23 protein-coding genes are annotated in these 26,815 nt (G+C 52.7%); 21 read left to right on the top strand and 2 right to left on the bottom strand.

What is annotated here, in order from left to right; all coding sequences use genetic code 11:
- Window positions 1–152 precede the first annotated feature (152 nt).
- The 15 genes from FJ147_14420 (at window position 153) to FJ147_14490 (ending at window position 15,866) form a co-directional block, all read left to right on the top strand.
- The gene (locus tag FJ147_14420) at window positions 153–1,313 is read left to right on the top strand and encodes a tetratricopeptide repeat protein (protein ID MBM4257079.1); all 1,161 of its coding nucleotides are present in this window, start codon (window positions 153–155) and stop codon (window positions 1,311–1,313) included.
- A gap of 185 nt (window positions 1,314–1,498) precedes the next feature.
- Complete coding sequence (locus FJ147_14425) at window positions 1,499–1,831, top strand: hypothetical protein (GenBank protein ID MBM4257080.1); 333 nt, start codon at window positions 1,499–1,501, stop codon at window positions 1,829–1,831.
- Window positions 1,832–2,051: 220 nt separating this feature from the next.
- A complete protein-coding gene (locus FJ147_14430; GenBank protein MBM4257081.1) occupies window positions 2,052–2,477 on the top strand; it encodes a nucleoside-diphosphate kinase in 426 nt (141 codons plus the stop codon).
- A 141-nt stretch (window positions 2,478–2,618) separates the two neighbouring features.
- A complete protein-coding gene (rlmN, locus tag FJ147_14435) occupies window positions 2,619–3,683 on the top strand; it encodes a 23S rRNA (adenine(2503)-C(2))-methyltransferase RlmN (protein MBM4257082.1) in 1,065 nt (354 codons plus the stop codon).
- A gap of 89 nt (window positions 3,684–3,772) precedes the next feature.
- Window positions 3,773–4,633, top strand: coding sequence for an S-methyl-5'-thioadenosine phosphorylase (gene mtnP, locus FJ147_14440; GenBank protein MBM4257083.1), 861 nt, complete (start codon window positions 3,773–3,775; stop codon window positions 4,631–4,633).
- A 12-nt stretch (window positions 4,634–4,645) separates the two neighbouring features.
- Window positions 4,646–5,551, top strand: a complete 906-nt coding sequence (locus FJ147_14445; GenBank protein MBM4257084.1) for a sugar kinase — start codon at window positions 4,646–4,648, stop codon at window positions 5,549–5,551.
- A 101-nt stretch (window positions 5,552–5,652) separates the two neighbouring features.
- Window positions 5,653–6,591, top strand: a complete 939-nt coding sequence (locus tag FJ147_14450; protein MBM4257085.1) for a glycosyltransferase family 2 protein — start codon at window positions 5,653–5,655, stop codon at window positions 6,589–6,591.
- Window positions 6,592–6,717: 126 nt separating this feature from the next.
- Window positions 6,718–8,031: a UDP-glucose/GDP-mannose dehydrogenase family protein gene (locus FJ147_14455; GenBank protein ID MBM4257086.1), complete on the top strand. Its 1,314-nt coding sequence runs from the start codon at window positions 6,718–6,720 to the stop codon at window positions 8,029–8,031.
- Window positions 8,032–8,193: 162 nt separating this feature from the next.
- The gene (locus FJ147_14460) at window positions 8,194–9,138 is read left to right on the top strand and encodes an SDR family oxidoreductase (protein ID MBM4257087.1); all 945 of its coding nucleotides are present in this window, start codon (window positions 8,194–8,196) and stop codon (window positions 9,136–9,138) included.
- A gap of 19 nt (window positions 9,139–9,157) precedes the next feature.
- A complete protein-coding gene (locus tag FJ147_14465; protein MBM4257088.1) occupies window positions 9,158–10,087 on the top strand; it encodes an NAD-dependent epimerase/dehydratase family protein in 930 nt (309 codons plus the stop codon).
- The gene (lepA, locus tag FJ147_14470; GenBank protein MBM4257089.1) at window positions 10,077–11,879 is read left to right on the top strand and encodes an elongation factor 4; all 1,803 of its coding nucleotides are present in this window, start codon (window positions 10,077–10,079) and stop codon (window positions 11,877–11,879) included. The genes FJ147_14465 and lepA overlap by 11 nt, the downstream gene beginning before the upstream one ends.
- Before the next feature lie 129 nt (window positions 11,880–12,008).
- Window positions 12,009–12,617, top strand: a complete 609-nt coding sequence (lepB, locus tag FJ147_14475) for a signal peptidase I (GenBank protein ID MBM4257090.1) — start codon at window positions 12,009–12,011, stop codon at window positions 12,615–12,617.
- Window positions 12,618–12,698: 81 nt separating this feature from the next.
- Window positions 12,699–14,399 (top strand): type II secretion system protein GspE, encoded by a 1,701-nt coding sequence (gene gspE, locus FJ147_14480; GenBank protein ID MBM4257091.1) that lies wholly within the window; start codon window positions 12,699–12,701, stop codon window positions 14,397–14,399.
- Between the two features lie 66 nt (window positions 14,400–14,465).
- On the top strand, window positions 14,466–15,422 hold the full coding sequence (locus FJ147_14485) for an NUDIX domain-containing protein (protein ID MBM4257092.1): 957 nt from the start codon (window positions 14,466–14,468) through the stop codon (window positions 15,420–15,422).
- A gap of 255 nt (window positions 15,423–15,677) precedes the next feature.
- Window positions 15,678–15,866, top strand: coding sequence for a hypothetical protein (locus tag FJ147_14490; GenBank protein ID MBM4257093.1), 189 nt, complete (start codon window positions 15,678–15,680; stop codon window positions 15,864–15,866).
- Window positions 15,867–15,920: 54 nt separating this feature from the next.
- Here the strand turns inward: FJ147_14490 and FJ147_14495 are convergent, their stop codons facing one another.
- Both FJ147_14495 and FJ147_14500 read right to left on the bottom strand, forming a co-directional pair.
- On the bottom strand, window positions 15,921–16,184 hold the full coding sequence (locus FJ147_14495; GenBank protein ID MBM4257094.1) for a helix-turn-helix domain-containing protein: 264 nt from the start codon (window positions 16,182–16,184) through the stop codon (window positions 15,921–15,923).
- Between the two features lie 200 nt (window positions 16,185–16,384).
- Complete coding sequence (locus tag FJ147_14500; protein MBM4257095.1) at window positions 16,385–19,249, bottom strand: vitamin B12-dependent ribonucleotide reductase; 2,865 nt, start codon at window positions 19,247–19,249, stop codon at window positions 16,385–16,387.
- A gap of 187 nt (window positions 19,250–19,436) precedes the next feature.
- On the opposite strand from FJ147_14500, the gene FJ147_14505 reads away from it, so the two are divergent.
- The 6 genes from FJ147_14505 (at window position 19,437) to FJ147_14530 (ending at window position 26,610) form a co-directional block, all read left to right on the top strand.
- Window positions 19,437–19,913 (top strand): DUF721 domain-containing protein, encoded by a 477-nt coding sequence (locus FJ147_14505; GenBank protein ID MBM4257096.1) that lies wholly within the window; start codon window positions 19,437–19,439, stop codon window positions 19,911–19,913.
- Entirely contained in the window at window positions 19,906–20,121 is a 216-nt protein-coding gene (locus FJ147_14510; protein MBM4257097.1) for a hypothetical protein, read from the top strand. Before FJ147_14505 ends, FJ147_14510 begins: the two co-directional genes overlap by 8 nt.
- Window positions 20,122–20,518: 397 nt before the next feature.
- Window positions 20,519–21,118: a hypothetical protein gene (locus FJ147_14515; protein MBM4257098.1), complete on the top strand. Its 600-nt coding sequence runs from the start codon at window positions 20,519–20,521 to the stop codon at window positions 21,116–21,118.
- Between the two features lie 26 nt (window positions 21,119–21,144).
- Window positions 21,145–22,311: a hypothetical protein gene (locus tag FJ147_14520; protein MBM4257099.1), complete on the top strand. Its 1,167-nt coding sequence runs from the start codon at window positions 21,145–21,147 to the stop codon at window positions 22,309–22,311.
- Between the two features lie 140 nt (window positions 22,312–22,451).
- The gene (locus tag FJ147_14525; protein MBM4257100.1) at window positions 22,452–24,794 is read left to right on the top strand and encodes a polysaccharide biosynthesis tyrosine autokinase; all 2,343 of its coding nucleotides are present in this window, start codon (window positions 22,452–22,454) and stop codon (window positions 24,792–24,794) included.
- Window positions 24,795–24,885: 91 nt separating this feature from the next.
- Complete coding sequence (locus tag FJ147_14530; GenBank protein ID MBM4257101.1) at window positions 24,886–26,610, top strand: hypothetical protein; 1,725 nt, start codon at window positions 24,886–24,888, stop codon at window positions 26,608–26,610.
- Window positions 26,611–26,815 lie beyond the last annotated feature (205 nt).

The raw sequence follows: 26,815 nt of genomic DNA on the forward strand, positions 1-26,815 counted from the left end.
ACTCGTCAGCGGCCGGGCCGCCAGTTCCCCCGCCGCAAACGCTCGGCGGCCCATCGACTGCGGTTCGCGAAATATGGCAAACGGATACTCGCGTAAACTTAATGTCATTGCCCTGCCAGGGAGAGGGCTAGGGTGAGGGTCGAAAGCTGAGAATGCGGATAAACGCAGGTGTAAACAGCTATAATAAGATCGTTTCCTCAAGTAGCCTTATGTCTTCTGTGCTCACCACGCCCGCGAAACTCTTCCAACAAGGCGAACGCGCTCGTCAAAAGAGTCGCTTCGCTGAAGCGCTCGATTTATACCGCCAAGCCCAAGCCGCATATAAAGCAGCAAAAGAGAGTGAAGGCCAACGCGATGCCACAATCGGCATCGGCGATTGCCTGCGCATGACTGGACAGTTCGCACAAGCGCAACGCGCATACTCACGCGCAGTGCAACTGTCAGCCGATCTTGACGACAAAGAAGGATTAGCCGAAAGCATAGCCGGAGTAGGGCTGAGCCTTCGTGCCCAAGGAAATCCTGAACGTGCACTGCCATATCTGACCGAAGCGCAACAACTCTACCGTGCTGCAGGTGCTCAAGAAGGTGAAGGCTTCATCCTCTGGGCGATTGGCAGCACCTACCGCTTCTGTGGCGATCTCCGCAAAGCGGTCGCCCATTTCCGCAAAGCCTTAGCACTTGCAAAGCAACAAAAAGATCAACCAGGTATTGGCTATGCGTTATGCGGCTTAGCTGGTGCCTCCCGCCTGATGGGCAAGTTCGCCGACACCCGCCGCTACTATCAAGAAGCCAACGCACTGTTTGAGAAAATTGGTGATGTCTATGGGCGCGCCTATTCCTACTGCGGCTTAGGCAACGCGGCACGCATGCATAAAGAATACGACGACGCCATGCGCTTATTCGCCAAAGCTGAGAAGTTGTACGGACGCATTGGCGACAAAGCCAGTTTCGCGTACACAGTGTGGGCGATGGCGACAGTACACAAAATGCGCGGAGACTATCAGCGCAGTGCTGCTGAATTCGCTCGTGCCCAAAAGCTCTTTCGTGAAACCCGCGATCATCGTGGCGCGATTTACTGTCGTTTAGGGGTAGGGGAGTTAGCCTTTCTGCAAGGCAAGCCACAACGGGCGCAACGTGAACTCACTCGGAGCTTGCAAGACGCGCAACGCTTTGGCTACCACGCTGAGGCGTGCCATGCGCTGGCTGGGCTGGCGTTGGTTGATCCTTCCTCAGACTGGACAGCAGTAAAAAAAGCCTACCGAGGTTGTGGCCTGCATTTTTCTCCGCCACCACCTCCATTGAATTTGCCGTAACGATTTCTTGCCTATTTGATCCGACTACGGTATTCCCTTTTCCCTTGAAAGGATCGCGAAGTCTCCTCTGATGAGGTCAGCAGATTAGAATCAGTATGGCAAAACGAAAACTTCCACCTAAGATGTGGGTCTATGCGCCACGCGCCGTTCCGAAAGCAAAAATTCCCGATGCAGTAAAGACTGAAGTGTCCGAACAAGGGCAAAAGCTTATTGACGAGTGGAAGCTCCAACATATCAAGCCACCACCAAAGGGGCAGCGCTTCAACTACATTGTTGACTTGTTCACCAAGTGGCATCGGAACTATTTTTATTTCGTGGCAAAGTATGCCTGCCCTGGTCCAACGGCGATGGTCCCATTCTTCGATAGTCCGTTCACGCGCTTGGAGTATGTTGGAGGAAACCGCTTCAATCTTTCGTTTATGCGGTACACGGGGAAATGGGTGGAAACGGAGTTGGAGCTAACGCTGACCAAGGCTCTCGAGTCGATTCGCAATGATGGATTTTATCATCCATCGTAGTTGATATCTGGCGAGGCAGAAAAAGGTGTAACACGTCGTTTCGAGAACTGCCCATGCGCGTCCTCTTGATGCTCTTCATCGCTGTTGCTCCACTATTAGTCACCGTCCTATTTGTGTGGGCTGTCTGCGGTTGCTTGGTATCGCTACGGATGATGCCAACCTCGTTGACCCCTTCCGAGGGCACCGATACATTACGGCGACTATTAGAAAGAGGAAGGCAATGAAGGAACGTACACTGTCAATTGTGAAGCCAGATGCTGTGAAAAAGAACGCGATCGGCGACATTCTTCGCCGCTTTGAGCAGGCGGGACTCAAAATCGTCGCTGCGAAAATGATGACCCTGAGCAAAGCCCAAGCGCAGGGGTTCTATGCCGTCCATAAAGAACGTCCGTTTTTTAATAGCCTGACTGACTTCATGTCATCCGGTCCGGTGCTCATTTCTGTACTTGAAGGTGAAGATGCGATTCAAACCAACCGCCGCTTGATGGGTGCGACTGACCCAGCCAAGGCTGATCCAGGCACGATTCGTAAAGATTGGGCGACGGATGTTGAGAAAAATGCGGCCCACGGTTCTGATGCTCCAGACACTGCGAAGTGGGAGATCGGGTACTTTTTTAGTGAGATGGATATTCAAAACAGGCCATAGGATTTAGGCTGTCGGAAGGTGAAAAACGTGAAACGTGTTGCGTGAAACGTGAAACTTTCTGCTTTACAAGCCCCCAGTCTCTAGCCCCAAAGTGTCAACTTTAAACCTTAAACTTTGAACTTTAAACCTGTTGATCTTGTAATGGATATTAAGAGCCTCACCAAGACCGACCTCGAAACCTGGCTCGTTGAGCATGGCGAGAAACCCTATCGTGCTGCTCAGATTCTCAAGTGGGTCTATCAGCGCGGTGCGACGACGTTTGATGAGATGAGTGACCTATCGCTCGCTTTGCGTGAGAAATTAGCACAGGCATTTTCTGTAGACCGGCTCTCGTGCGCGAGGACGACACAAGCAAGCGATGGCACACGGAAGTTCCTCTTTGCGCTTACAGACAATCGTCATATCGAGAGTGTCTTGATCCCGGCTGAAGATCGCCTCACTCTGTGTATTTCTTCTCAAGTCGGCTGTGCGATGGGATGTCGCTTCTGCGCCACTGCGCAAGTCCGTCCCGTGCGTGATCTCACGGAGACGGAGATTCTCAGCCAAATCTGGGAAGTACAGCAATCTCTCCCGGCTGAACAAAAACTGACGAATCTGGTCTTTATGGGGATGGGTGAAGCCCTTGCGAATTATGATCAAGTTGTCAAGGCGTTACACGTCATTACTGCAGATTGGGGACTCAATTTCTCGCCGCGTCGAGTCACAGTTTCCACCGTAGGCTTGGTCCCACAAATGCACCGCTTGTTAGCAGAAACCAATGTGAACATCACTGTATCATTGACAGCCACGACCAATGAATTGCGTGATTCGTTGATGCCGATCAATAGGCGATTTCCGTTGGAGCAATTATTGGCTGCGTGTCGTTCGCTACCCATGTCTCCGCGTAAACGTGTGACCTTTGCCTATACGATGTTGAAAGGGATGAACGATAGTAGTGAGGATGCGCGACGACTGACGCGATTGCTGCATGGACTACGTGCAAAAGTGAATCTTATTCCGTTTAATCCGTTCCTTGGATCAACTTTCTTACCGACTCCACGCCCGCAGATCGATCACTTCCGGCAGATTCTTCTTGATAAAGGTATCCATGCGACGATTCGTGAAAGCCGGGGGCAGGATGCGCAAGCGGCGTGTGGGCAATTGGCTGCGTTTCACGCCCCGTCCACCTCCTCCTCTTCGCGGGTACAGGTTACAGAGGACAGGTGAGCAACGCTGATTGATAAGGCTCGACGCTTCTTAATTCTTATAACCCGTAACCAGTTACCTGTAACCTAAGAGCATTGAAAGAATCGAGTATGACGACTCTTGGCGTAATCGGTGGTAGTGGGCTCTACCAGATGAGTGGAATTGAGCATGGTGAGTGGGTGAAAGTCTCCACACCTTTTGGTGATCCCTCAGATGACTATTTCGTGGGAGAGCTTGGTGGAGTCAAGGTTGCTTTTTTGCCACGGCATGGACGTGGCCATCGCATTCTTCCCTCAGAGTTGAATTTTCGTGCCAACATTTATGGTATGAAGAAACTCGGCGTTGAGCGCCTTATTGCTGTGAGTGCTGTCGGCAGCCTCAAAAAACAAATAGAACCAGGGCATCTGGTTTTGCCTGACCAGTTCATTGATCGCACCCGTGGACGCATCAGCACATTTTTCGGGCGCGGAATTGTTGCCCACGTGGCCTTTGCTGATCCCATGTGTGGCGATCTGATCCAACTGCTTGGCAATGCAGCTAAGAGCGTTAATGCCACGATGCATATCGGTGGCACCTATGTCTGTATGGAAGGTCCACAATTCTCGACACGGGCGGAGTCATTCTTGTATCGTAGTTGGGGAGCGGATGTGATCGGCATGACCAACCTCCAAGAAGCGAAGCTCGCCCGCGAGGCGGAAATATGTTTTGCAACGCTGGCGTTAGCGACCGATTATGATTGTTGGAATACTGAAGCCGGGGATGTCGTCATTGAAGAAATTCTTGCGATCCTCAATAAGAACGTAACGAGCGCGCAGCAGATTATCGCACACGTGATCCCACAGTTACCGTCAACACGTCCGTGTCGCTGTGGACAGGCGTTGGAGAATGCCATCATCACTGATCGTGCCGCGATCCCACAAAATGTGAAACACGAACTGTCGATTCTCGTAAGTAAATATCTTGGCGAGTAAAGGAAAAACAGCATGAGTATTCTGGTTGTTGGGTCAGTTGCCTTCGATACCATTGAGACGCCGCATCATGGTCGTGCCGATGAAGTGTTGGGTGGATCAGCCTCATACTTCGCAGTGGCGGCCAGTTGCTTTGCCCCAGTGAAACTGGTTGCGGTCATCGGTGAAGACTTTCCCAAAAAGGAGAAAGACTTCCTGGCCTCGCGCAATATTGACCTGGAAGGACTCTCCGCCGCGAAGGGGAAAACCTTCCGCTGGACCGGTCGGTATCACGAAGACATGAACATGCGTGACACGTTAGACCTACAACTGAATGTGTTCTCGACGTTTTCTCCGGTACTGCCGCAAAGTTACCGCAATTCTCCCTTTGTATTTTTGGCTAATATCAACCCAGGGCTCCAAGATGGCGTGCTTGATCAATTAACGACCACTCCTCGCCTTATTGCCTGCGATACGATTACCCATTGGATTGAAGGTGCACGGAAAGAACTCGAAGCCCTGCTCAAGCGCGTCGAAATGATGGTTATCAATGATGAAGAAGCACGCATGTTGAGTGGTGAGACCAATGTTGTTCGCGCGGCACGGAAAATTCTCAGTATGGGACCGAAGACTCTACTCGTGAAACGGGGTGAGTATGGTGTCCTCTCTTTCTCGCCCAACTCAGTATTTGCGGTTCCAGCGTACCCACTTGAAGAAGTTTTCGATCCCACCGGCGCAGGCGATTCGTTTGCTGGCGGTATGATGGGATACCTGGCGTCGTCAGGCGACCTCTCCGAAGCGAATATCCGCAAAGGGATCGTCTATGGTAGTGTTGTCGCGTCCTTTGTGGTGGAAGACTTCAGCCTCAATCGCCTTCGCACGCTCACCCGTGATGACATTGACCGCCGCTACCGACAGTTTGTGAGTCTCACCGAATTCTAAAAAAGTAGCCAGTAGTCAGTAGCCAGCATGGAACAAAGAGTCATTCCCTGGCGTTCTTTTGTGATTACTGAATGCTGACTACTGAATGCTGACTACTTTCTATGTATCTTTCTGTTGTCGTTCCCGTCTATAACGAGGCTGAGAACCTTGTCCCGCTCTGTCAGCGCATTCAGGCTGTGCTCGACCCGACTGGGTGGACGTACGAGCTGATCTTGGTCGATGATGGCAGTACCGATGAGAGTGGAAAAATTTTGTCGGAGCTGCATGCGCAAGATGCGCGTATTAAGGTAATCCGGTTTCGTCGGAACTTTGGCCAAACTGCTGCCCTCGCAGCGGGATTTGATTACGCTCACGGTGAGATTATCGTCTCTCTTGATGGCGATTTACAGAACGACCCAGCGGATATCCCTCGCTTGATCGCTAAACTCAATGAAGGCTACGACCTCGTCAACGGTTGGCGGCTCAACCGGCAAGATCCCTTCCTTCATCGTCGGTTACCTTCACAAATTGCTAACCGTATCATCGGTTGGACCACGCGAGTCAAAATTCATGACTATGGCTGCACGCTCAAAGTCTTTCGTCGTGACGTTGCCAAAGGGCTCAAGTTATATGGCGAGATGCATCGGTTCATTCCAGCGCTGGTCGGGGACTTGGGAGCAAGGATCACAGAAATGCCTGTGACTCACCACGCCAGGACTCGCGGGATATCAAAGTACGGCCTAGCTCGTACATTATGGGTCATTATTGACCTATTGACGGTAAAGTTTCTCACCAGCTACGCCACGCGCCCGAGTCATCTTTTTGGTTTCGTTGGCCTTTTGGCTCTATTATTGGGAGGGGGAATCGTCACGGTTTTGGGCATCGAACGTCTCTTCTTCGGGATGGAACTGGCTGGTCGACCACTATTGTGGCTTGGGATTTTGCTCGTTATTGTCGGGGTGCAGTTTGTCTCGACTGGGCTTTTGGGCGAAATGCTTGCTCGTACCTACCATGAAAGTCAGCAAAAGCCTGTCTACCTGATAAAAGAGATGCTAGAGTAGAAGCTGGGACGGTAACCACGCTAGTGGTGGTAGAACGTGGGACAATAGGAACGTATTCTTCCTCAACAACTGAAATCTCTCGACATGTTGGTGAATGAAAACTACCTCTAGTTGAGAGGAGAGGGCATGAAACTGTGTGTCATTGGAACCGGATACGTTGGGCTCGTATCTGGAACGTGTTTTGCCGAAGGCGGAAACGATGTCATTTGTGTCGATATCGATGAGCAGAAAATTGCCGACTTGCGTAACGGGAAGATTCCTATCTATGAGCCGGGCTTAGAAGAACTTATTCGTCGTAATGTCAACGATGGAAGGTTACGCTTCACGACTGATCTGTCGATGGCGGTTAAAGACTCACTGGTCTGCTTCATCGCTGTTGGTACACCACAAGACGACGACGGCTCAGCTGATCTGAGCATGGTGCTCAAAGCGACGTCGGACATTGCCAAAGTCATGCCTGGCTATCGTATTGTTGTCCTCAAGAGCACGGTGCCGGTGGGAACGGCGGATAAAGTGCGGGCCGCGATGTCGGCGAATACCACCCATCCCTTTGATGTTGTCTCTAACCCCGAATTCCTCAAAGAAGGTGCTGCGGTCGAAGACTTCATGAAGCCTGACCGCGTTGTTCTTGGCAGCAACAGCGAGCATGCGTTGTCACTGATGAAAGAACTCTATGCGCCCTTTGTGCGTACGGAGAATCCGATCCTGGTCATGGACAATCGTAGCGCCGAGATGACGAAATATGCGGCCAATGCGTTTTTGGCTACGCGTATCTCTTTCATCAATCAAGTTGCAAATCTGTGTGAAAAAGCCGGAGCCGACGTCTCCGATGTGCGGCGTGGTATCGGCTCTGACCGTCGCATCGGCCATTACTTTCTGTTTCCTGGGGTTGGATACGGAGGCTCGTGCTTTCCCAAAGACGTGCGTGCGGTGATCCGCACTGCGGAAGAGTTCCAGATGGACTTTTCGTTGTTGAAAGAGGTCGAAGTCATCAACGAAAAGCAAAAAGAATTGCTGGTCAATAAAGTATTCGCTCGCTTTGGCAAGGAATTGCGCGGCAAGAAATTCGCCGTGTGGGGGTTGGCCTTCAAGCCACGGACTGACGATATGCGCGAAGCACCGTCGCTGGTAATTATCGAGGCCCTTCTGAAAGCCGGGGCTGAAATTGCAGTCCATGATCCAGAGGCACTAACTCGTGCGCGCGAGGTCCTTGGCGATCGTGTGTCGTATCATCGTGGCAACTACGACGCCCTCCCTGGTGCGGATGCGTTACTCATCGTTACGGAATGGAACGAATTCCGCCGCCCAGATTTTGCCCGTATGCGTGAACTGATGAAGACACCGATTATTTTTGATGGACGGAATCTCTATGAACCTGCACAGATGAAGCAGGAGAAATTTACTTACTATCCGATTGGCCGCTTGATGGTGGAGCAATAGGGGAAACGAAGCGAGAGGCTCCCAAGCCGTGTCATTCTGAGTGTGGCGAAGAATCTCTTTGAGAGGCCCTTCACTTCTGTTCAGGGTGACTCTGCCGAGATGTGAATCTTCTGAAGTTCAGAGTTGTAGGCCATGTCCGTTTTCTGAGGAAGGATCTTTTGTATGGCGCGTGTGTTGATTACTGGTGGGGCAGGGTTTATCGGTTCGCATTTGTGCGAACGGTTTCTTAACGAAGGAGATGAGGTTATCTGCGTTGACAATCTCATCACCGGCAATGCAGATAACATTGCTCATTTGTTCCCGAATAAACGCTTCTCGTTCATTCCACAAGATGTGACAAACTACATCTACGTAAAAGGTCCGGTCGACTCGATCTTGCATTTCGCCTCACCCGCCAGTCCGGTTGATTATCTAGAATTACCAATTCAGACGTTGAAAGTGGGGTCCCTCGGTACCCATAAGGCCCTTGGCCTGGCGAAAGAGAAGGGGGCGCGCTTTCTGCTGGCGTCGACCTCTGAAGTCTATGGTGACCCGCTGATCCATCCCCAGAAGGAGGATTATTGGGGCAATGTGAATCCAATCGGCCCGCGCGGCGTCTATGATGAAGCGAAGCGTTTTGCTGAAGCGATGACGATGGCCTACCACCGCACCCATAAAGTGGAAACCCGCATCGTGCGAATTTTCAACACCTTTGGCCCACGTATGCGGTTGCGCGATGGGCGTGTGGTACCGAATTTCATTGCGCAAGCGCTCCGTGGTGAAGATGTCACGGTGTATGGCGATGGCGGGCAAACTCGGAGCTTCTGCTTTGTGAATGATTTGGTGGAAGGGATCACGCGCTTGTTGCGCTCGGATCATGATGGTCCGGTGAATATCGGCAATCCGCGGGAAATGACCGTCCTCGACTTTGCCAAATTGATTATTCAGCTCACAGGGAGCAAAAGTAAAATCGCCTTCAAGCCATTGCCAGTCGATGATCCGAAAGTGCGGCAGCCTGATATTACGCTTGCTCGTCGCGTGTTGAATAACTGGGAACCTCGTGTGACGCTTGAAGAAGGATTACGGCAGACCATCTCTTACTTTGCTGATAAAGTGCAGAAGAGCTAACGAAGAGCCGAGGCTTATTATGCGGATACTGGTTACAGGTGGCGCTGGTTTTATTGGTTCGCATGTTATTGACCTCTATATTAACGCGGGTCACGAGGTGTTTGTCGTTGATGACTTATCGAGTGGCGTGCGAGAGAATGTTCACCCCAAAGCGCAGTTTGTTCAGGCGGATATTCAGGACCCTTCTGTCAGGCAACTCATCGTTCGTGAGAAAATAGAAATCTTGAATCATCATGCTGCGCAGATGGATGTACGACGTTCGGTTGCCGACCCTCTGTTTGACGCTCGGATCAACATCATGGGCATGTTGAATTTGCTCGAAGGGGCCCGTGAGGCGGGAGTCAAGAAAATCGTTTTTGCCTCTTCTGGAGGAACGGTGTACGGTGAGCAGGAACAGTTTCCCGCTGATGAAAGCCACCCGACTCATCCCATTTGTCCCTATGGTGTCAGCAAACGGGCAGGGGAGCACTATCTGTATTACTATCAGGTTGAACATCGCGTTCCGTACGTTGCTCTACGGTATGCGAACATCTATGGCCCGCGCCAGAGTCCGCATGGCGAAGCTGGTGTCGTGGCGATTTTTACCACGAAGTTATTCGCTGGTGAGCAACCGGTTATCAATGGTGATGGGAAACAAACCCGTGACTACGTCTTTGTTGGTGATGTAGCGCGCGCCAACCTGGCGGCGTTGCAGGTGAACTTCACCGGACCAATCAATATCGGTACAGGGATTGAAACTGATGTAAATGTCTTGTTCGGACACCTGCGTCGTTTCACTGGTTCAACGGCAGAAGAAAAGCATGGTCCCGCTAAACCTGGGGAACAACGACGTAGTGTGCTCTCTGCAGCGCGTGCTGCGCAACTGCTCGGATGGCGGCCCGAAGTAAAACTCGAAGACGGGCTGCGACAGACGGTCGAGTTCTTCCGTACACGGATACATGGACACTAATCATATTCGGAACTTTAGCATCGTTGCTCACATCGACCACGGCAAATCAACACTGGCCGATAAGCTGTTATCCTTCACTGGTTCGATTAGCGAGCGAGAAAGTGGCGCGCAGTTTCTCGATACCATGGATTTGGAGCAAGAGCGCGGTATCACTATCAAAGCGCGTACGGTGCGACTGCGCTATCATGCCAAGAACGGTGAAGAATACTATCTCAATTTGATCGATACCCCTGGACACGTGGACTTTTCCTATGAGGTGTCGCGGAGCCTCTCCGCCTGTGAAGGTGCGATTCTCGTTGTTGATGCCAGCCAGGGCGTCGAAGCCCAGACCTTGGCGAATGCCTACCTGGCGCTTGATAATCACCTTGAGTTATTGCCGGTGATCAATAAAATTGACCTTCCCAGTGCTGAACCGGAGCGCGTTCGCAAAGAAATCGAAGATGTCATTGGTCTTGATGGTAGCGATGCCGTGTTGGCCAGTGCCAAAGAAGGACGTGGCATTGCCGAAGTCCTTGAAGGGATCGTGCGAGCGGTGCCCCCTCCCGGTGGAGATGAGCATGCGCCGCTGAAAGCGCTCCTCTTCGATAGCTGGTTTGATACGTATCAAGGGGCGGTGATTCTCGTTCGGGTTTTCGATGGTGTTGTCCGGCAAGGCATGACAATGCAACTCATGTCGAGCGGCAAACTGTACGAAATCCAGCGAGTAGGGGTGTTCGCTCCCAAGCCGCTGATGGTAACCGCCCTTGGTCCTGGAGAAGTGGGTTTCGTGATGGCGGGCATTAAGGAAGTGACCGAGGCTCGTGTTGGCGATACTCTGACTGATCCTGCCAATCCTACACCTGAACCGTTTCCTGGCTTCAAAGCCGCAAAGCCAATGGTGTTCGCCGGATTGTACCCGGTGGACTCAAGCGAATACGAGACACTCCGTGATGCAGTCGAGAAACTTCGCCTGAATGATGCCGCTTTTTCGTACGAGAAAGAAAGTTCTTTAGCCTTGGGTTTCGGCTTCCGCTGTGGGTTTCTTGGTCTTCTGCACATGGAAATCGTTCAGGAGCGCTTGGAACGCGAGTTCGGCTTAGATCTCATTACCACGACACCCACAGTTGAGTATCGTGTAGTGAAGTTGGACGGAGAGACCCTCCTCGTAGAGAACCCGGCGCTGTTACCTTCTGAACAAGAGATCGCCCATATTGAAGAGCCGTTCATCCTGGCGACCATTCATGTCCCGACGGAATACTTGGGTAACGTCTTGCAACTCTGCCAGGAGCGACGGGGCATTCAACGTGAACTCAAGTATCCAGGGGTGAACCGGGTGATGGTGCAGTACGAGCTGCCGCTGAATGAAATCGTTATCGATTTTCATGATCGCCTCAAATCGGTGAGCCGTGGCTATGCTTCGTTTGACTACGAATACCTGGAACTCCGACCGGCAAAGATGGTGAAGCTCGACATCCGGATTAATGGTGACATTGTTGATGCGCTCTCACTGATCGTGCACGAAGAGCAAGCGTACACGCGGGGGCGAGAGCTGACACAGAAGATGCGTGAGCTGATTCCACGGCAGATGTATGAGGTTGCCCTACAGGCCTCTGTCGGTGGTCGTATCATTGCGCGGGAGACGGTCAAGGCCCTACGGAAGAACGTCACTGCAAAATGTTACGGCGGGGATATTACACGCAAAAGAAAACTGCTAGAGAAACAAAAAGAGGGAAAACGGCGCATGAAACAAGTCGGCAGAGTGGAAGTGCCCCAAGAAGCGTTCCTTGCCCTGTTGCGTGTCCGGGACTCTTGACCTTGGCCTTTCGAGTTTGCTTGTTCGTAAGGGGAAGCTGTGGGAAATAAACTGCCGAGTGTTGACGAATCGACGGTGGCTGTTGATCAACCTGCTCAAGATCTCAACGCGGTATCTCGTAAGATACAAGTGAACCAACAGAAGTCTGTTGCTCGCGAATATGCTGAAGCACTCATTGTTGCTCTTCTCCTTGCCTTCTTTATTCGCAGTTTTATTGTTCAAGCATTCAAAATTCCGTCAGGGTCGATGTTGCCAACTCTGCAAATCGGCGACCATATCCTGGTGAGTAAATTCCTCTATGGGTTGCGCTTACCCTACCCGTTGGAGACGACACTCTGGGAGTGGGGACAGCCGACTCGGGGAGATGTAATTGTTTTCGTGTACCCGCGTGATCGCAGTAAAGACTTTATTAAGCGGGTCGTTGCCGTCGGTGGTGATACGGTCGAGATTCGTCACAAGACTGTCTACTTGAATGGCGCCAAGATGGACGACCCGCATGCGACGTTCAAGTATGGAGAGCAAGAGAACCCCGGCCCACGGGACAATCTCGGTCCGATCACGGTACCAGATCATAAACTGTTTGTGATGGGTGATAATCGCGATGAGAGTCATGACGGCCGTTTCTGGGGGTTCGTGGACGTCGATGATGTTAAAGGAAAAGCGTTTCTGATTTATTGGTCGTGGAACAGCGATGAGTCGTGGGTACGCTGGAACCGACTGGGCGATTTGATCCATTAAGTCTTCGTACGAGCGGTTATAGTCCTCTCGTACGCATCCGATAATCGTAGGCTGAAGAGATGGTGTAACGGCGGTACCCCTATGACCCGCTTTGAATCTTTACTACTGGCAACCGGTAAGATCTCTATTGAGGATCTGCGGCGCGTCCAACGCGTGCAACAGGAGAGGAGTGAATCTCTCGAACGCCTCCTGGTCGAACTTGGGTTTTTGTCGGAAGATGATCTGCTGAACTTTCTTGCCGAATATTATCAAGCGCCAATCCTCACTGCGAGAGACTTTCCACAGACGCCCCCCTCTTTTGCCACTATTAACCCTGGATTCTTCCGTCAGTCCCGCATTTGTCCTGTGGCCGTGCAAGAGGATCAACTAACCGTGGCGATGGTCGATCCAGGCGATTTCTATGTGGTTGAGTCATTGCAGAAAGCAACGGGAATGCGGTTACGCCGTTGTCTTGCTAAAGAGCGTGATATTCTTGAAGCCCTGAATACCTACTATGCCGATGGCGCGTCTGATCCGGCTGAGCGCAATGGAGAGAATGAAACTGCAGAAGTCGAGTATCTGCAGGACGATCAGGAAGACGTCGAGCACCTGCGTGACCTCGCCAGTGAAGCACCGGTCATTCGCTTGGTGAACACGCTCATTGCCCGAGCGCTTGAACGTCGCGCCTCAGACATTCATATCGAACCGTTCGAAAAAGAACTGCAGGTTCGTTACCGCATTGATGGTATTCTCCATGATGTGGAGGCTCCGCCACGCAAACTCCAAGCGGCCTTGATCTCGCGTGTCAAACTGATGGCCAAGCTCAACATTGCTGAGCGTCGGTTACCACAAGATGGACGTATCAAATTACGGATGCTGGGACGAGAAATCGACCTGCGTGTTTCAACGTTACCGACTCTCTACGGTGAGAGTGTGGTCATGCGTATCCTCGATCGCTCAAGTATCGTCGTGAGCCTTGAGACCTTAGGGTTTCCGACAGATACCATGAGTGAGGTCGAGAAGCAGATCTCCCGCCCGTACGGCATGATCCTTGTCACCGGTCCGACCGGGAGTGGAAAAACGACCACGCTGTACGGCTCGCTTGATAAGATTAATTCGCCAGACAAGAAGATTATTACCATCGAAGACCCGGTTGAATACCAACTTGCTGGTGTGAATCAGATTCACGTTAAGCCACAGATCGGTCTCACCTTTGCCAACGGGTTACGCTCCATCGTGCGACAAGACCCTGACGTGATCATGATCGGAGAAATCCGCGACTTTGAAACTGCCGAGATCGCTGTGCAAGCGGCATTGACGGGTCACTTAGTGTTCTCCACGCTTCATACCAATGATGCTGCGGGGGCGATTTCTCGTCTCCTCGAAATGGGAGTTGAAGACTATCTGCTTGCCTCTTCCCTGCTTGCCGTCATGGCACAACGCCTAGTGCGTACGCTGTGCCCTCATTGTCGTCGTCCCGTCGAAGGCGGAGTGCTACTGAGCGACAACGGCAACATCGCTGATGGGACCAACGGAGCGCATGGCACGCCGATGGCCGCGTACGAGGCCCGTGGATGCGAAGCATGTGACATGACCGGCTATCATGGCCGGAGTGGCATCTTTGAGCTGCTGATTATTAATGAGGGCGTACGACAGCTGATACTCAAACACTCCTCGTCTGACATTATTAAGAATTTTGCTGTCACTCAGGGGATGCGTACCCTCCGTGAGGATGGCTGGCGCAAAGTTCGTGAGGGAACGACGACAGTTGCTGAAGTCTTACGCGTGACCCAGGATGAGTAACTGACTGTTTCTTCCCTGAGAATTGCCTTTTCCTCCTCCCCATTTCTGAGTCCTCACTTCACGAGTATGCCTACCGACTATATCTCCTGGCTGCGTGGAAAAATCGGTTCGCGCAAGACGCTGCTTGCCTACGCAACCGCCCTGGTGCGTGACGACGCGGGTCGGTTACTGTTTCATCGGCGCACTGATTTTTCGTGGTGGGGGCTTCCCGGTGGCCTGGTCGAAATCGGAGAGACCTTCAGGGCATGTGTCATACGAGAAGTACGGGAAGAAACGGGCCTACAGGTCAAAGTGCAGCGCCTGGTTGGGCTCTATGCTTCTCCACAATGGGATCTTCGTTATCCCAATGGTGACGAAGCACAGCAGTTTACCGTCGCGTTGGAATGTGTAGTTACTGGGGGAGAGCTTCATCCTGATGGTGTCGAGTCTACCGCCAGTGAGTTTTTTCCACTCCACGCCCCACCGAAACCATGTCCACCGTGGTATACCGCCATGATTGAGACGCTCCAGGCCAATCTTGCGCCACATTTTGATGCTCCGCTCTCTACCTCGTCCGAGGAGAGTTATATTTGGCAGCTGCGCAAACGTATTGGCACTGCACGTGTATTACTGATGACGGCTGGCGCGGTGATCCAAAATGTTGATGGGTATGTCTTGCTCGGGCTTCGCTCCGATAGTCACACGTGGGGTCTTCCCGCTGGGATTATGGAATTAGGGGAAACCCCAGCTGGAACTGTTGTGCGTGAAGCCTACGAAGAATTGCAGTTGCGTATTCGCCCGACACAACTCGTCGGTATCTTTACCGGACCGGAGATGTTCCATACCTATCGCGACGGGAACCAAGTGCAGCTTGCGGCAGCGCTCTTTCGCGCTGAGATTGAAGACGGTACGCCGATACCTGACGGTGTAGAGACGCTTGCAGCAGCATGGTTTGATCCGCAAAATCTTCCTCCCATGCCGACGCGGCATCACCGATTGTTGCAAATTGCGCTTGCGCATCCTCTTGGTGGACAGGTGGAATAGAACACCGTGGCGACATCATTCATGTAAGAGGATAGTCCCGACAGTAGTCAAGCTCACTGCACGGGAAAACACCCGCGCCGAGTATAACCATTTACCGTGTCGTGGCACGTGACGGTACTGAACTGGTCGATGTTGGTTGTTCGTGGACGATGAACAACTTGTGATGGTATGCCGCGAATGAGAGGTTCTTGTCAGACGGACAGTCGAGCAGTAAGGTAACGACGTTCACTATCGCCATTGTGAAAATGAGGATGTATGGAGCAACATTCCACGCAGCAACAAAAGCCGAGTCGGCTACTTACCGCGAAGAACGGATTCGTATTGCATATCACTCCACGCCTGGGGCCAAAGAAAGTGACGATCGCGAAAACCGCAGGACCACATCTTGTGTATGGTATTTCGTATTCTGATCCTGAGCCGATGCCAGTGACACTGAGCAATTAGGAGAGAGGCAACTGGAGACCAAGAGAAGGCCGCAAGAGGCCAAAGCCGGCCGCATTAGTGCAATGTATCAACTGGGAACAAAAATCCGGTTAGCGTGTCTATCTCACGACCGCGAGATTTAGGTGCTGCGCGAGGAGTTGGCGGTACCGCACGCGCGAGGTACTCGCTGGCAACTTTTCGGGGAATGCGATACGAGCGGCCAATTTTCAGCGCAGGAATGTCTCCTTTGCGAATCAGCTCGCGGATGACGCGAGAAGAGGTCGCAAATAGCGAGGCAAATTCTGAGACCGTATAGACCTTGGGTCTAGGCTGATGCATACATCAAATGTGCACGTAAGCTAAAGATGCACGTTGCTTGATAAGTAGAAGAAAATAAAACGACCACGGGGCGTCTGGTCGACGCCCCGCCCGGTTTGATATCCGGCCTACTCCCTCCCCTGGAGGCTCCTCTCCGCTACACCCCCCGGCGCTGTGCCTCCACACCCAACTTCACAATTGTCATTCCTTTGTCCTGTTGTTTATGAGCACCCACTCGTCGCTCCACAATTCAGACATTTGTAACACGATCCGTTGCGAATCATGATCGAGCCACAGTCGGAGCAACTCGGTGCGTCAGCTTGTGACTGCCAGGTTCTATTTCCGGGAGTTGCGGCGAGCCCATCCTGCATCGCTGACCGTGGAGAATCCTCGTGGGAAGGGTGAGTACCGTTTACATACGCTACGGCTGCTCCATGGTGGTGCCGTGACGTTGTTCCGTTGAGCGTTGCCCTGGCGTCATCCGTGGGGGTCGGAGGATGTGAACGCTCGGTCTCACTCCGTGAGGATTCTCGTTGGCCATTCCCATCAGCCAGGCCGGCCTCCTGGTTTTGTTCGGCAGGTAAGAAGCGGTGGCCTAAGAAGCGGAAGATATAATCTGTGAGTGATTTTGCGTATGGGATCTCTGGGTTTTTGGTGAAGCCCGATGGCTCGAACCGGACATGACCGAATTTACTCACCAGCGCCTCGAGTGGCACTCCGTACTGTAACGCGAGGGAAGTCAGTGTCGCGATCGAATCCATTAATCCAGAGATCGTACTGCCTTCTTTCGCCATCTTGATGAAGATCTCACCAGGAGTGCCGTCTTCGTAAAAACCGACATGAATGTATCCTTCATGGCCGGCAATATCGAACTTGTGGCAAATTGCATCGCGATCATTTGGTAGACGGCGGCGGATAGGGGTAGGTTCTGCCACGGTTACCGGCACAGCCTGTTCGGTTTTCTTTTCTCCGGTTGCTAGTGGTTGCACGCGTTTGCACCCATCGCGATAAATCGCGACTGCCTTCAGCCCCAATCGCCACGCTTCAAGGTACGCCTCGATGATATCTTCAACCGTTGCCTCGTGTGGCATGTTGATCGTTTTAGAAATCGCACCAGAGAGGAACGGCTGCACAGCGCCCATCATACGGAGGTGCCCAAGGTAGTGAATGGACCGACTTCCACGGGTGGGTTTGAACGCGCAATCAAAAACCGGGAGATGTTCATTCCGGAGGAGTGGCGCTCCTTCGATCGTTTCATGCTCGTCGATGTATTCAACGATGCCCTGAATCGCCTGACTGTCGTAACCGAGCCGTTTGAGCGCACGGGGAACGGTATTATTGACGATCTTCAACAGCCCGCCGCCGACTAACCGTTTGTATTTGATGAGAGCAATGTCGGGTTCTACCCCCGTGGTGTCGCAATCCATCATAAAGGCAATGGTGCCAGTCGGCGCAAGAACTGTCACTTGTGAGTTGCGATAGCCACTCTTACGCCCGACAGCCAATGCTTCGTCCCACGACTTCCGCGCATCAGGGAGCAAATCGAGCGGAACGAGAGAGGGGTCGAGTTTGTGTGCGTGGACGCGATGTTTTTCAATAACCCCAAGCATCGGTTCACGGTTGACTGTATAACCTGAGAAGGAACCCATCTGCTCGGCAATACGAGCAGATTGCAAGTATGCTTCCCCGGTCATTAAGGCTGTAATCGCTCCAGCGAACTGGCGGCCTGCCTCTGAGTCGTAGGGCAACCCGAGTGACATCAACAGCGCACCCAGGTTCGCATATCCTAAACCAAGTTGACGGAAGGCCTTCGCGTTCGCTGTAATCTCTGACGTTGGATAGCTTGAATTATCAACGACAATGTCCTGTGCCGTAATGCTGATATCGACCGCATGCTTGAACGACACGGTGTCAAAGGACCCGTCGTCTTTGACGAACTTGATCAAATTGAGCGAAGCTAAATTGCAAGCACTGTCATCCAGGTGCATGTATTCGGAGCAGGGGTTGCTGGCATTGATCCGCCCGGTGTTGGGGCAGGTGTGCCAGGCATTGATCGTCGTGTCAAGCTGCATCCCTGGATCGCCACAGAACCAGGTGGCTTCAGAAATCTTCTGCAAAAGTTCACGTGCAGGTACGGTCGAGGCAATATCGCCAGTGGTGACATAGCGTGTAGACCATGGACGATTCTCAACGACTGCGCGCATGAACTCATCGGTTGCGCGCACAGAGTTGTTGGCATTTTGGAAGAACACTGAGCTATAGGCCTCACCGTCGATAGAGCTGTCATAGCCAGCTTCGATGAGTGCCCAGGCTTTCTTTTCTTCCGCGGCTTTGCAGTTGACGAATTCGAGAACATCGGGGTGGTCGGCGTTGAGTACCACCATCTTCGCTGCCCGACGCGTCTTCCCGCCTGATTTGATGACCCCGGCTGAGGCATCTGCAGCGCGCATGAACGAGACTGGACCTGACGCCGTGCCACCGCCAGCTAAGCGCTCCTTGGAGGAACGAATCCGCGACAGATTGACGCCTGATCCTGAGCCACCTTTGAAGATCACTCCTTCTTTACGGTACCAGTCCAAGATGGAGCCCATCTTGTCATCTACTGAGAGGATAAAACACGCACTACATTGCGGGTGAGGTTCGACCCCAACATTGAACCACACCGGGCTGTTGAAGGCGAGCCGTTGTTCAACAAGGAGGTGCGTGAGTTCTTCAGAGAAAACCCGTGCGTCGTCGTCACTGGCGAAATATCCGTCTTTGCGGCCCCAACTCGTGATAGTGTCAACCACGCGACTAATTAACTGCTTCACGCTGTGTTCACGCTGCGGGGTGCCGAGTTGTCCACGAAAATATTTAGACACCACCACATTCGTTGCAAGTTGAGACCACGGTTTGGGAATCTCAACCTCGTGTTGCTCAAAAACGGTGTCACCCTTTTCTCCGGAGATGACCGCACTTCGTTTTTCCCATTCAATTTCAGCGTAGGGATGAATACCCGGGCGGGTAAAATACCGCTTGAAACTCAGACCGCGACGTTTGTTTGGTACTGCTTCCGCATCAGCGCGTGAGGTGAGATTCTGTTCCATGGCCACCTTCTTCCTCAGCTTTTCCGCCATACCCCCTCCTCCTCGTGTAAAAGGTCACTCGAGCGTGACTGCAATATGAATGTGATTACACACTACATATTGTGTTGTCAAGCAAAAAAAACTCAAGCCATTGTGGTGAGCGCTCTTGACTTTTTCTGTCGCAGTTTTTTTGCAATGATTTGCGCTCATGGCACGGCAGAATGAAAATTCATCGTGGAATGCTACCTCGGACATTCTTGGGGGATTGATCCCGAATCTCACGAATTCCGCGCGATGGCGCGAGTATCAAGTATGGCGGGTGTGGGAAGAGGTCGTTGGTGGGACACTGGCCCGCAAGGCGCGGCCGAATAAAATTCAGAATGGAAAACTTTTTGTGACGGTTGCGAGTTCTGTCTTTATGCAAGAACTCCAGTTCGTCAAATGGCGGCTGCGGGAGCGCCTCAATCAAACTCTCGGCGAGGGGACGGTCAAAGAGATTATGTTCGTGATCGGTCCAGTACAAGCCGTTGCCCTGCGCTCCGAAGTGCCTCGCCATCTCCCGCTCCCACCGTTTACACCGCTCCACGTGCCAGCGCTAAGGAATGCTGAACTGGAGGCCGCATTGAATCGCGTCCTTGAGGCGCGTCGTCGCCGACTGACACAGAAAGGACCTTCCCGTGGCTGAATCCCCAGCGCGTACGCCCGCGGCACAACTGAGTCGCATATTTCGTAAAGCTGGAGTCCTTCTCGCCAAAGGCCAGATCGAGCAGACGCTCACGGTATTACGCGAAGGCGAGACACTTGCACGATCTCTCGGCGGTGAAGAAAAGTTAGCGCTGTTCCGTGAGGAAATCCTCCGTTGTGAGGAACGGCTCGCGGGCGGGCTCTCGTAGTTTTTGTTAGCGGCGACGGCTTTGTACTAAATCGGACCATGAAAGATTGGTACACTCGCGCTGTCACCCTGAGTGCAACGAAGGGTCTCTCGGAGGGATTCTTCGCTGCGCTCAAAATGACACGATTTGGCGTCTGGAGTGTAACGTGTACGAATGTTCTCAGGTCTGATTTAAGGGATAACTCCCGCGCTCTCCTCTCGATTCCCCCGGTGGTGGAGGGTCTCGTTTTGTCTCAGAATGACCTGACTCTCCAATTTCTCTCTGTTTGTTACCCCACGGGTGTGCTAACACAATGATACCTACCGTGTCATTGTGCTTCATTCCCTGAAAGCGGCAAGTTTTTCCCTCTAAAGAATGGATCATCATTCCCGATCATTCAGAGCGGAGGATAATGTATATGATCAATTTCCGCTCTGCGCGTTCCTACACTGCCTTGCTTGCGCTAGCGCTGTCCTATGGATTAGGGACATCAACCGCTCTCGCTGACAATCTGTCCGCACTTGTCGACTTCTCTCATTCGTCATCTCTGTCCCGACCGGTGGTGGTCGTTGCAGGAATTGAAAAGTCTGCCAGAGGACAAGACGACGATAGTGAAGATTCAAAGAAAGTTAAAGCGGCGAAGAAGAAGGCGGAAAAAGTCAAAGCGAAACTCGCTAAGCTTGAGGCCAAGCAAAATAACCTCAAAGACAAATTAGCCAAAGGCCAGATTACCCAAGCCGAGTTCGATAAAAAGAACGGCAAGCTCGCCGTTAAAATCGACAAAGTTGAAGAACTGGTCGAGGTCGCAATTGCCAAGGTTGCACTCGTCAAAGCTGAGGACGAACTCAAAAAGGCGGAGAAAGCGCTAGAGAAAGCGCAGGAGGCGGGAGATCAGGACGCCATAAATGCGGCGGAGCAAAGGATCGCTGACGCAAGAGAAGATCTCGAGGATGCGCAAGAGGACTTCAATGACGCGAAGGAAGACGGACCGAAACAGAGTCCAACTAATAGAGGGTAAAGAACGTAGAACGTAGGGAGTGACTTATGCGTTTTGCCGTGGGTTGTATCTCGTTTGCCATGTTCGTGCTGGCACTTTTTGGATGTGCACCAACAACGCGACCTGCTCCGGTTGCGTTGTCGACCGTGCCGACAGCCAGCAACGCTGCTGAACCTGTGATTGCTGTGAATCGTGTTGAGCTAGTCTCATCCAGCTCGGGAGGGGCGGTGCCGCCTGTTGCCAACGCTTTGGCTCCCTCCGATGCTGAGGTATTGGCCGGGCTCTGGCAGACCCGTGCACGTGAGGATGCGTTAGCGGATTACCCGCTCGGACCGGGGGACGTCCTTGAGGTCTCTGTTCCTAACCTGGATGAGATCCAGACGTTTAGCACTCGGGTGAGTGGAGAAGGAAAGGTGACGCTGCCTCTGGTGGGGTTGATTCAAGCTGGTGGTATGACTGAGAGCCAATTCCGAGATGAAGTCCGCCGTCGGCTCGAAGCGAAGTTCATGAATGAACCACAAGTGAACGTGTTCGTCCGCGAATACCGCAGCCGCCAAGTCGCGGTGACGGGCGCAGTGCAAAAGCCAGGACTGTATGATCTCACGAGTGGTACAAATACTATCCTGGACCTCATTGGTCTTGCTGGGGGAATGAATCAAGATGCGGCTCCGCGCGTGTTGCTCTTTCCTGCTGAATCCGTGGCCGTTGCCAAAGGTGGGAAGCCCTCCGCAGGGATGGCCGCCGCATTTGGGAGCGGACCAAATGCACATCTTGTCCCAAAACCTGAACCAGTAGTGATCAATCTGCAGAATTGGTCTCAAGGTGGCGGCCAGATCCATATGACCCTTCCAGTGCGTCCTGGCGATGTCATTATGATTCCGAGCAGTGGAGAAGTGTTAGTTGAAGGATGGGTGGAGAAACCTGGATCGTACAAGATTACGCCTGGCTTGACGTTGCTCGGCTCTATTGCTGCAGCTGGTGGGCCTCATTTTGCCGCCAATACAGGCGCTGTAGAACTCATTCGTACGAAAAAGGATGGAGGGAAGGTTTCGTTTACGGCTGACTTGGAAAAAATCAAACGTGGGGAGAGCCAAGACCTGCCAGTACAAGAAGGCGACATCATTGCCATGCCCTCATCGACGATGAAGCTTGCACCGTATGGGATGTACTCGCTTATCTCAGGCATGTTTCGCGTGGGCGCGACTGTCTACTAAGGCAGAGGACCTACCGTCAGCACTGGTGGACGAACCAGTCTGAGGGCGGGAGCAGCAACACACAATCGATCCGACAACGGCTGTGAACGCCGTTATTATTGAAGTGGGGGAGTCCTCCGTTTCTGGAAAAGGTACTACGTATGCGTGAACTGTCTCCATTCGTGCTTCAACCGACTCCGACTCCGGTTCACGAAGTTCCACCGGGTTTTCACGAGCCAATCGTTGAAGAAGATACTCATCTGCGTGACTACTGGCGAATCGTGCGGAAGCACCTGTGGCTAATCAGCGCCTGTGTTGCGAGTGTTGTCGTGGTGACCTTTGCGGTCGTCTTTATGATGACACCGCAGTACACAGCGGAGTCTACGGTGTTGATCGAACGCCGTGCGCCGCAAGCGATTAAGTTTGAAGGGGTTCAGAGCGAGAATATCGGGCCAGATGAATACGATTACTACAAGACGCAATATGAGTTACTCCGCAGCCGTGTACTCGCCGCACGTGTGATTCGCAAGCATGATCTGGAACAGCGCTCGTTGTTTGCCGCGCCAGAGAAAGACAGCGATTTTCTTGCTTCCCTATGGAGTGCCGTCAACTTCTGGGGAACGGAAGAGACGCCTGCACCAGCAGCGGAGGAGGAAGCCTTAGTGGCGAATCCGCAGGCCGTCGCTGCATACCTCGAACGCTTAGAGATCAAGCCCTTTCCTCGTACGCGGTTAGTAAAAGTGATTTTTAGCTCGCCCGATCCGCAACTCTCAGCGAAACTGGTCAATGCCCATACTGCTGCCTATACCGAGTACGGAGTAGAGCTGCGTACCCAGGCGACGGTTGAAGCCCAGCAGTTTCTCGAAGAAAAGCTTGTTGAGCTAAAACAACGGGTCGAGAAGTCAGAAGCTGCCCTGAACGACTATCGCCGCGAAAAAGGTATCCTCTCCTTAGATGAGAAAGAAAATATCGTTGTTGATCGTTTGTCGGATTTGAACAGGCGGTTGACTGAGGCCGAGGCCGAGCGGATTGGGCTCGAAGCTCAGGTGCGTCTGGTTCGTAAACGTGACTATAACTCTCTGCCCGCCGTATTGGACAATTCGCTCATCCAGACGTTGAAGGAGCAACTCGCAACCTCTGAAGCCGAGCATGCGCAACTCCTGACACGCTTCAAGGCGGACTACCCGAAGGTCGTGCAGATGAAAGCGCAAATTGATGAGCTCAAGCAACGCTTGAATAGCGAAATCACGAAAGTGGTGGCTGGGGTGGAATCTGCTTATCTGACTGCCGAGAACAAAGAGGGCAGCTTGCGCGAGAAGATGGAAGAGCAGAAAGCGGCAACCCTGGGGCTGAAAGACGCGTCAGTGACCTATGCCATCCTTGCGCGAGAAGTGGACACCAACCGACAACTATATGATAGCGTTTTGCAACGGATGAAAGAGATGGGGGTAGCAGCAGAACTGCGTTCCTCAAACGTGTCGATTGTTGATAAGGCCGACCCTCCACGTTATCCTGCCAGACCCCGAAAGAGTCTTGCTCTCGCTTTGAGCATGTTCGTTGGACTCCTTGGTGGTGTTGGTGCCGCCTTCTTCCGTGAATATCTGGACAACACGGTGAAATCGCCTGACGATGTCCAGCGCCATCTCGGGCTGCCGAGCCTTGGCGTCGTTCCTGACTTTGCCAGCCTTGCGCAAGATACACATCATCTACCGAAGATTGCGCATGTGCCTGCAGAGGACCAAGACGAGGAGGTCGGAGAACAACCAGAACCAGAGTCTGCTCGTGCCCTCGTTGCGCCTCGTAAAAGCGAATTGATCTCGTCGCATCACCCCTTATCGGTGATTTCCGAAGCGTACCGAACTCTCCGTACTGCAATCTTCCTCTCGCGTGCCGGCGAGCAGCCGAAGACCTTGCTGTTTACGAGTGCCACTGAAGGTGAGGGAAAAACCCTTACTGCCGTAAACACCGCGGTGATCTTTGCACAGATGGGATTACGCGTCTTAATCATTGACTCCGACTTGCGGCGTCCCCGGTGTCACAAAGTGTTCGGGGTGCGTAACTGGGCGGGGTTAACCGAGGTCTTGACTGGAACACGTACTCCACAAGAAGTGATTAAGTCAACGGCGACGGCCAATCTCTTCTTGCTCAGCAGTGGCGCGGTTCCACCAAACCCAGCGGAACTCATAGGTTCCCGTCGCATGTCTGAATTGCTGACCACCTTTTTGCAGGAGTACGACTGTATCGTGGTCGACTCACCTCCAGTGATGCCTGTGAGCGATGCCGTGTTGCTCTCGACGCTAGTGGATGGGGTAGTCCTGGTTGTGAATGGCCAGAAAACACCGCGACATCTGGTGAAAGAGACTCGCTCGCGATTACTCTATGCTCGCGCAAAGATCCTTGGTGTGGTGTTAAATCGCGTCGATATGCAAAAGAGCGATTACGCCTATTATTATGGGCATTATTCCTCGTACTATCACCAGACGGACGAAAAGATGTCGGCATAAGCGTTCCTTGTCCCTGAGGGTGGTGGTGAACAATTGAACACAGAAGCGCACTGCTGGACACGCCAGCAGTGCGTGCTGGCGAAGGGCCTCTATGCGGGTACGTGACGCCTATCAGCCTGGTCTTGTGGTACGAGGCTGCGATTATCTCATCTGTGCAGGAATCGGCACGCTGATCGTCTGCACCCCGCTTGCCTTTGGCACGGTGCGTCTCTGGGCGATCTCGCTCATGGAAGCACTGGTGTTCTTCCTGGCTTTGGTCTGGATGAGTAAGCTGGTCATTCTGGAGTGGCAAAGAGCACGCCGCGATCACCCAGCATCCGAGACCATCGTTCATGGGGTACGTAAGATCTTGTTACCCTTGTGGCTGTTTGTCGTCTTTGGTGGGGTACAACTTGTGCCATTGCCGCCAGGATTGCTCTCGTATCTATCTCCAGCAACACACGAACTCTACACACGGAGCTTACCTGGATGGCCAGAACAGATACCGTATGTGGAGTGGCTCGCCTCTGAAGAAGCGAGCAATGGGGCTGACTCAGCAGGTCAGGCAAGAGACTCTGCGAGGGGTGAAACACCGTTGCCGATCTCAGTAGCTCCCTCGATGACGTATGCCACGCTTCTTACCTTTCTCGCCTATGCCACGCTCTTCAGCCTTATCCTTTGTTATCCAATTGCTAACAGTGAGGGTCGTGACCAGGGTGGAAGAATTTTATCATTTCTGTTGATTACGATAGTCATAAGCGGGTTCCTGGTCGCCACCATTGGTATTGTCCAGCGCTACTGGTGGAATGGGAAGATTCTGTGGGTTTTGGTTCCCAGTGATTGGGATGGCCCTCGTCCAGATATCATCCCGCGTGCGAGTGGGCCATTTGTTAATAGCGACCATTTCGCGAACTATCTCGCGCTTATATGGCCACTGGCGTTGTGTGGGGTGTGGAAGGCAGAAGCCTTCGTCGTACAGCGATGGGTGCGCTGCTGGCGCCTCTTCTGTGTGGCTGCACTGCTGACAATCGGCGTTGGCGTTCTGCTGAGTGTATCGCGAGGTGGTTGGCTTGGAGTTATCGGTGGGAGCGCGGTGTGCTGGTACATGTTGTCACATCACCACAGCTCACACGTACAGAAACCGCAACGTCTCCGTTCTGTTCCTCGCTGGCTTGTTCCTGTTGGGGGCGTTCTCGCATTTTTCTTGGTGTTGGCAATGATTGGTTCCGAGGCACGACGCCAGATCACCCTGCGCATCGAGAGAACGGTAGGGCAGCAGAGTGGATTACACGATCGTGTTGCAGTGTGGCAGGATTCCCTCCGCATGGTAACTGACTTCCCTGTTGTTGGCGTCGGCCTGGGAGCGTGGTCAGAACTGTTCCCTCGCTATCAACGTCCGCCGTGGAATTCAGTCCCGTGGCGTGAAGCTCACAATGATTATGTCCAATGTTTGACTGAAGCCGGTATCATTGGGACGGTGCTACTCGGGTGGTTTTTCGTGAGTGTGGGGGTGCACCTTCTGCGGGGGCTACGCACGCGCTCTACGATCCGTACCCCTGCTGTTATTGGCGTAACTGCTGCACTCGGGGTGATGTCGTTTCATGCGGGATTCGATTTTGTTCTCCAAATTCCGGCGAATGCGCTGTTGTTCACCATACTCCTCGCCATTGGTTTGCGTTTTGCAAAGAGGGCAACGGAAGAAGAAGCGAGACTACAAGTTCCATATGTGCGAATGCCTCTCGTTGCGGCAGGCGGCTTTGTGTCAGCGCTGTTGTGCGTGCTTGCGTTCTCCCAGCCCCCATACGCAGGCATCCGCGATATAAACGAGATTAGGTGATTTTGAGAAAAGAAGATACCCAAAGCCGAGCGAGTGAGGTACGATAGCGGAGAGACAGATAACGTAGGGAGAGGTGGAGGGGCTAGGGTGTTCAGGAAAGATTTCACCAGTCCAAGTGCTCAACAAATTAGTGGGCAACAGATTGCCGATTTGCGCTTAGCCGCAGCGCAGATGCGCGGTGCCAAGCGCCGTGCCTTTCAGGCCG

It is taken from the genome of Deltaproteobacteria bacterium (genome assembly GCA_016874775.1).
Classification (GTDB): Bacteria; Desulfobacterota; Binatia; order Bin18; family Bin18; genus VGTJ01.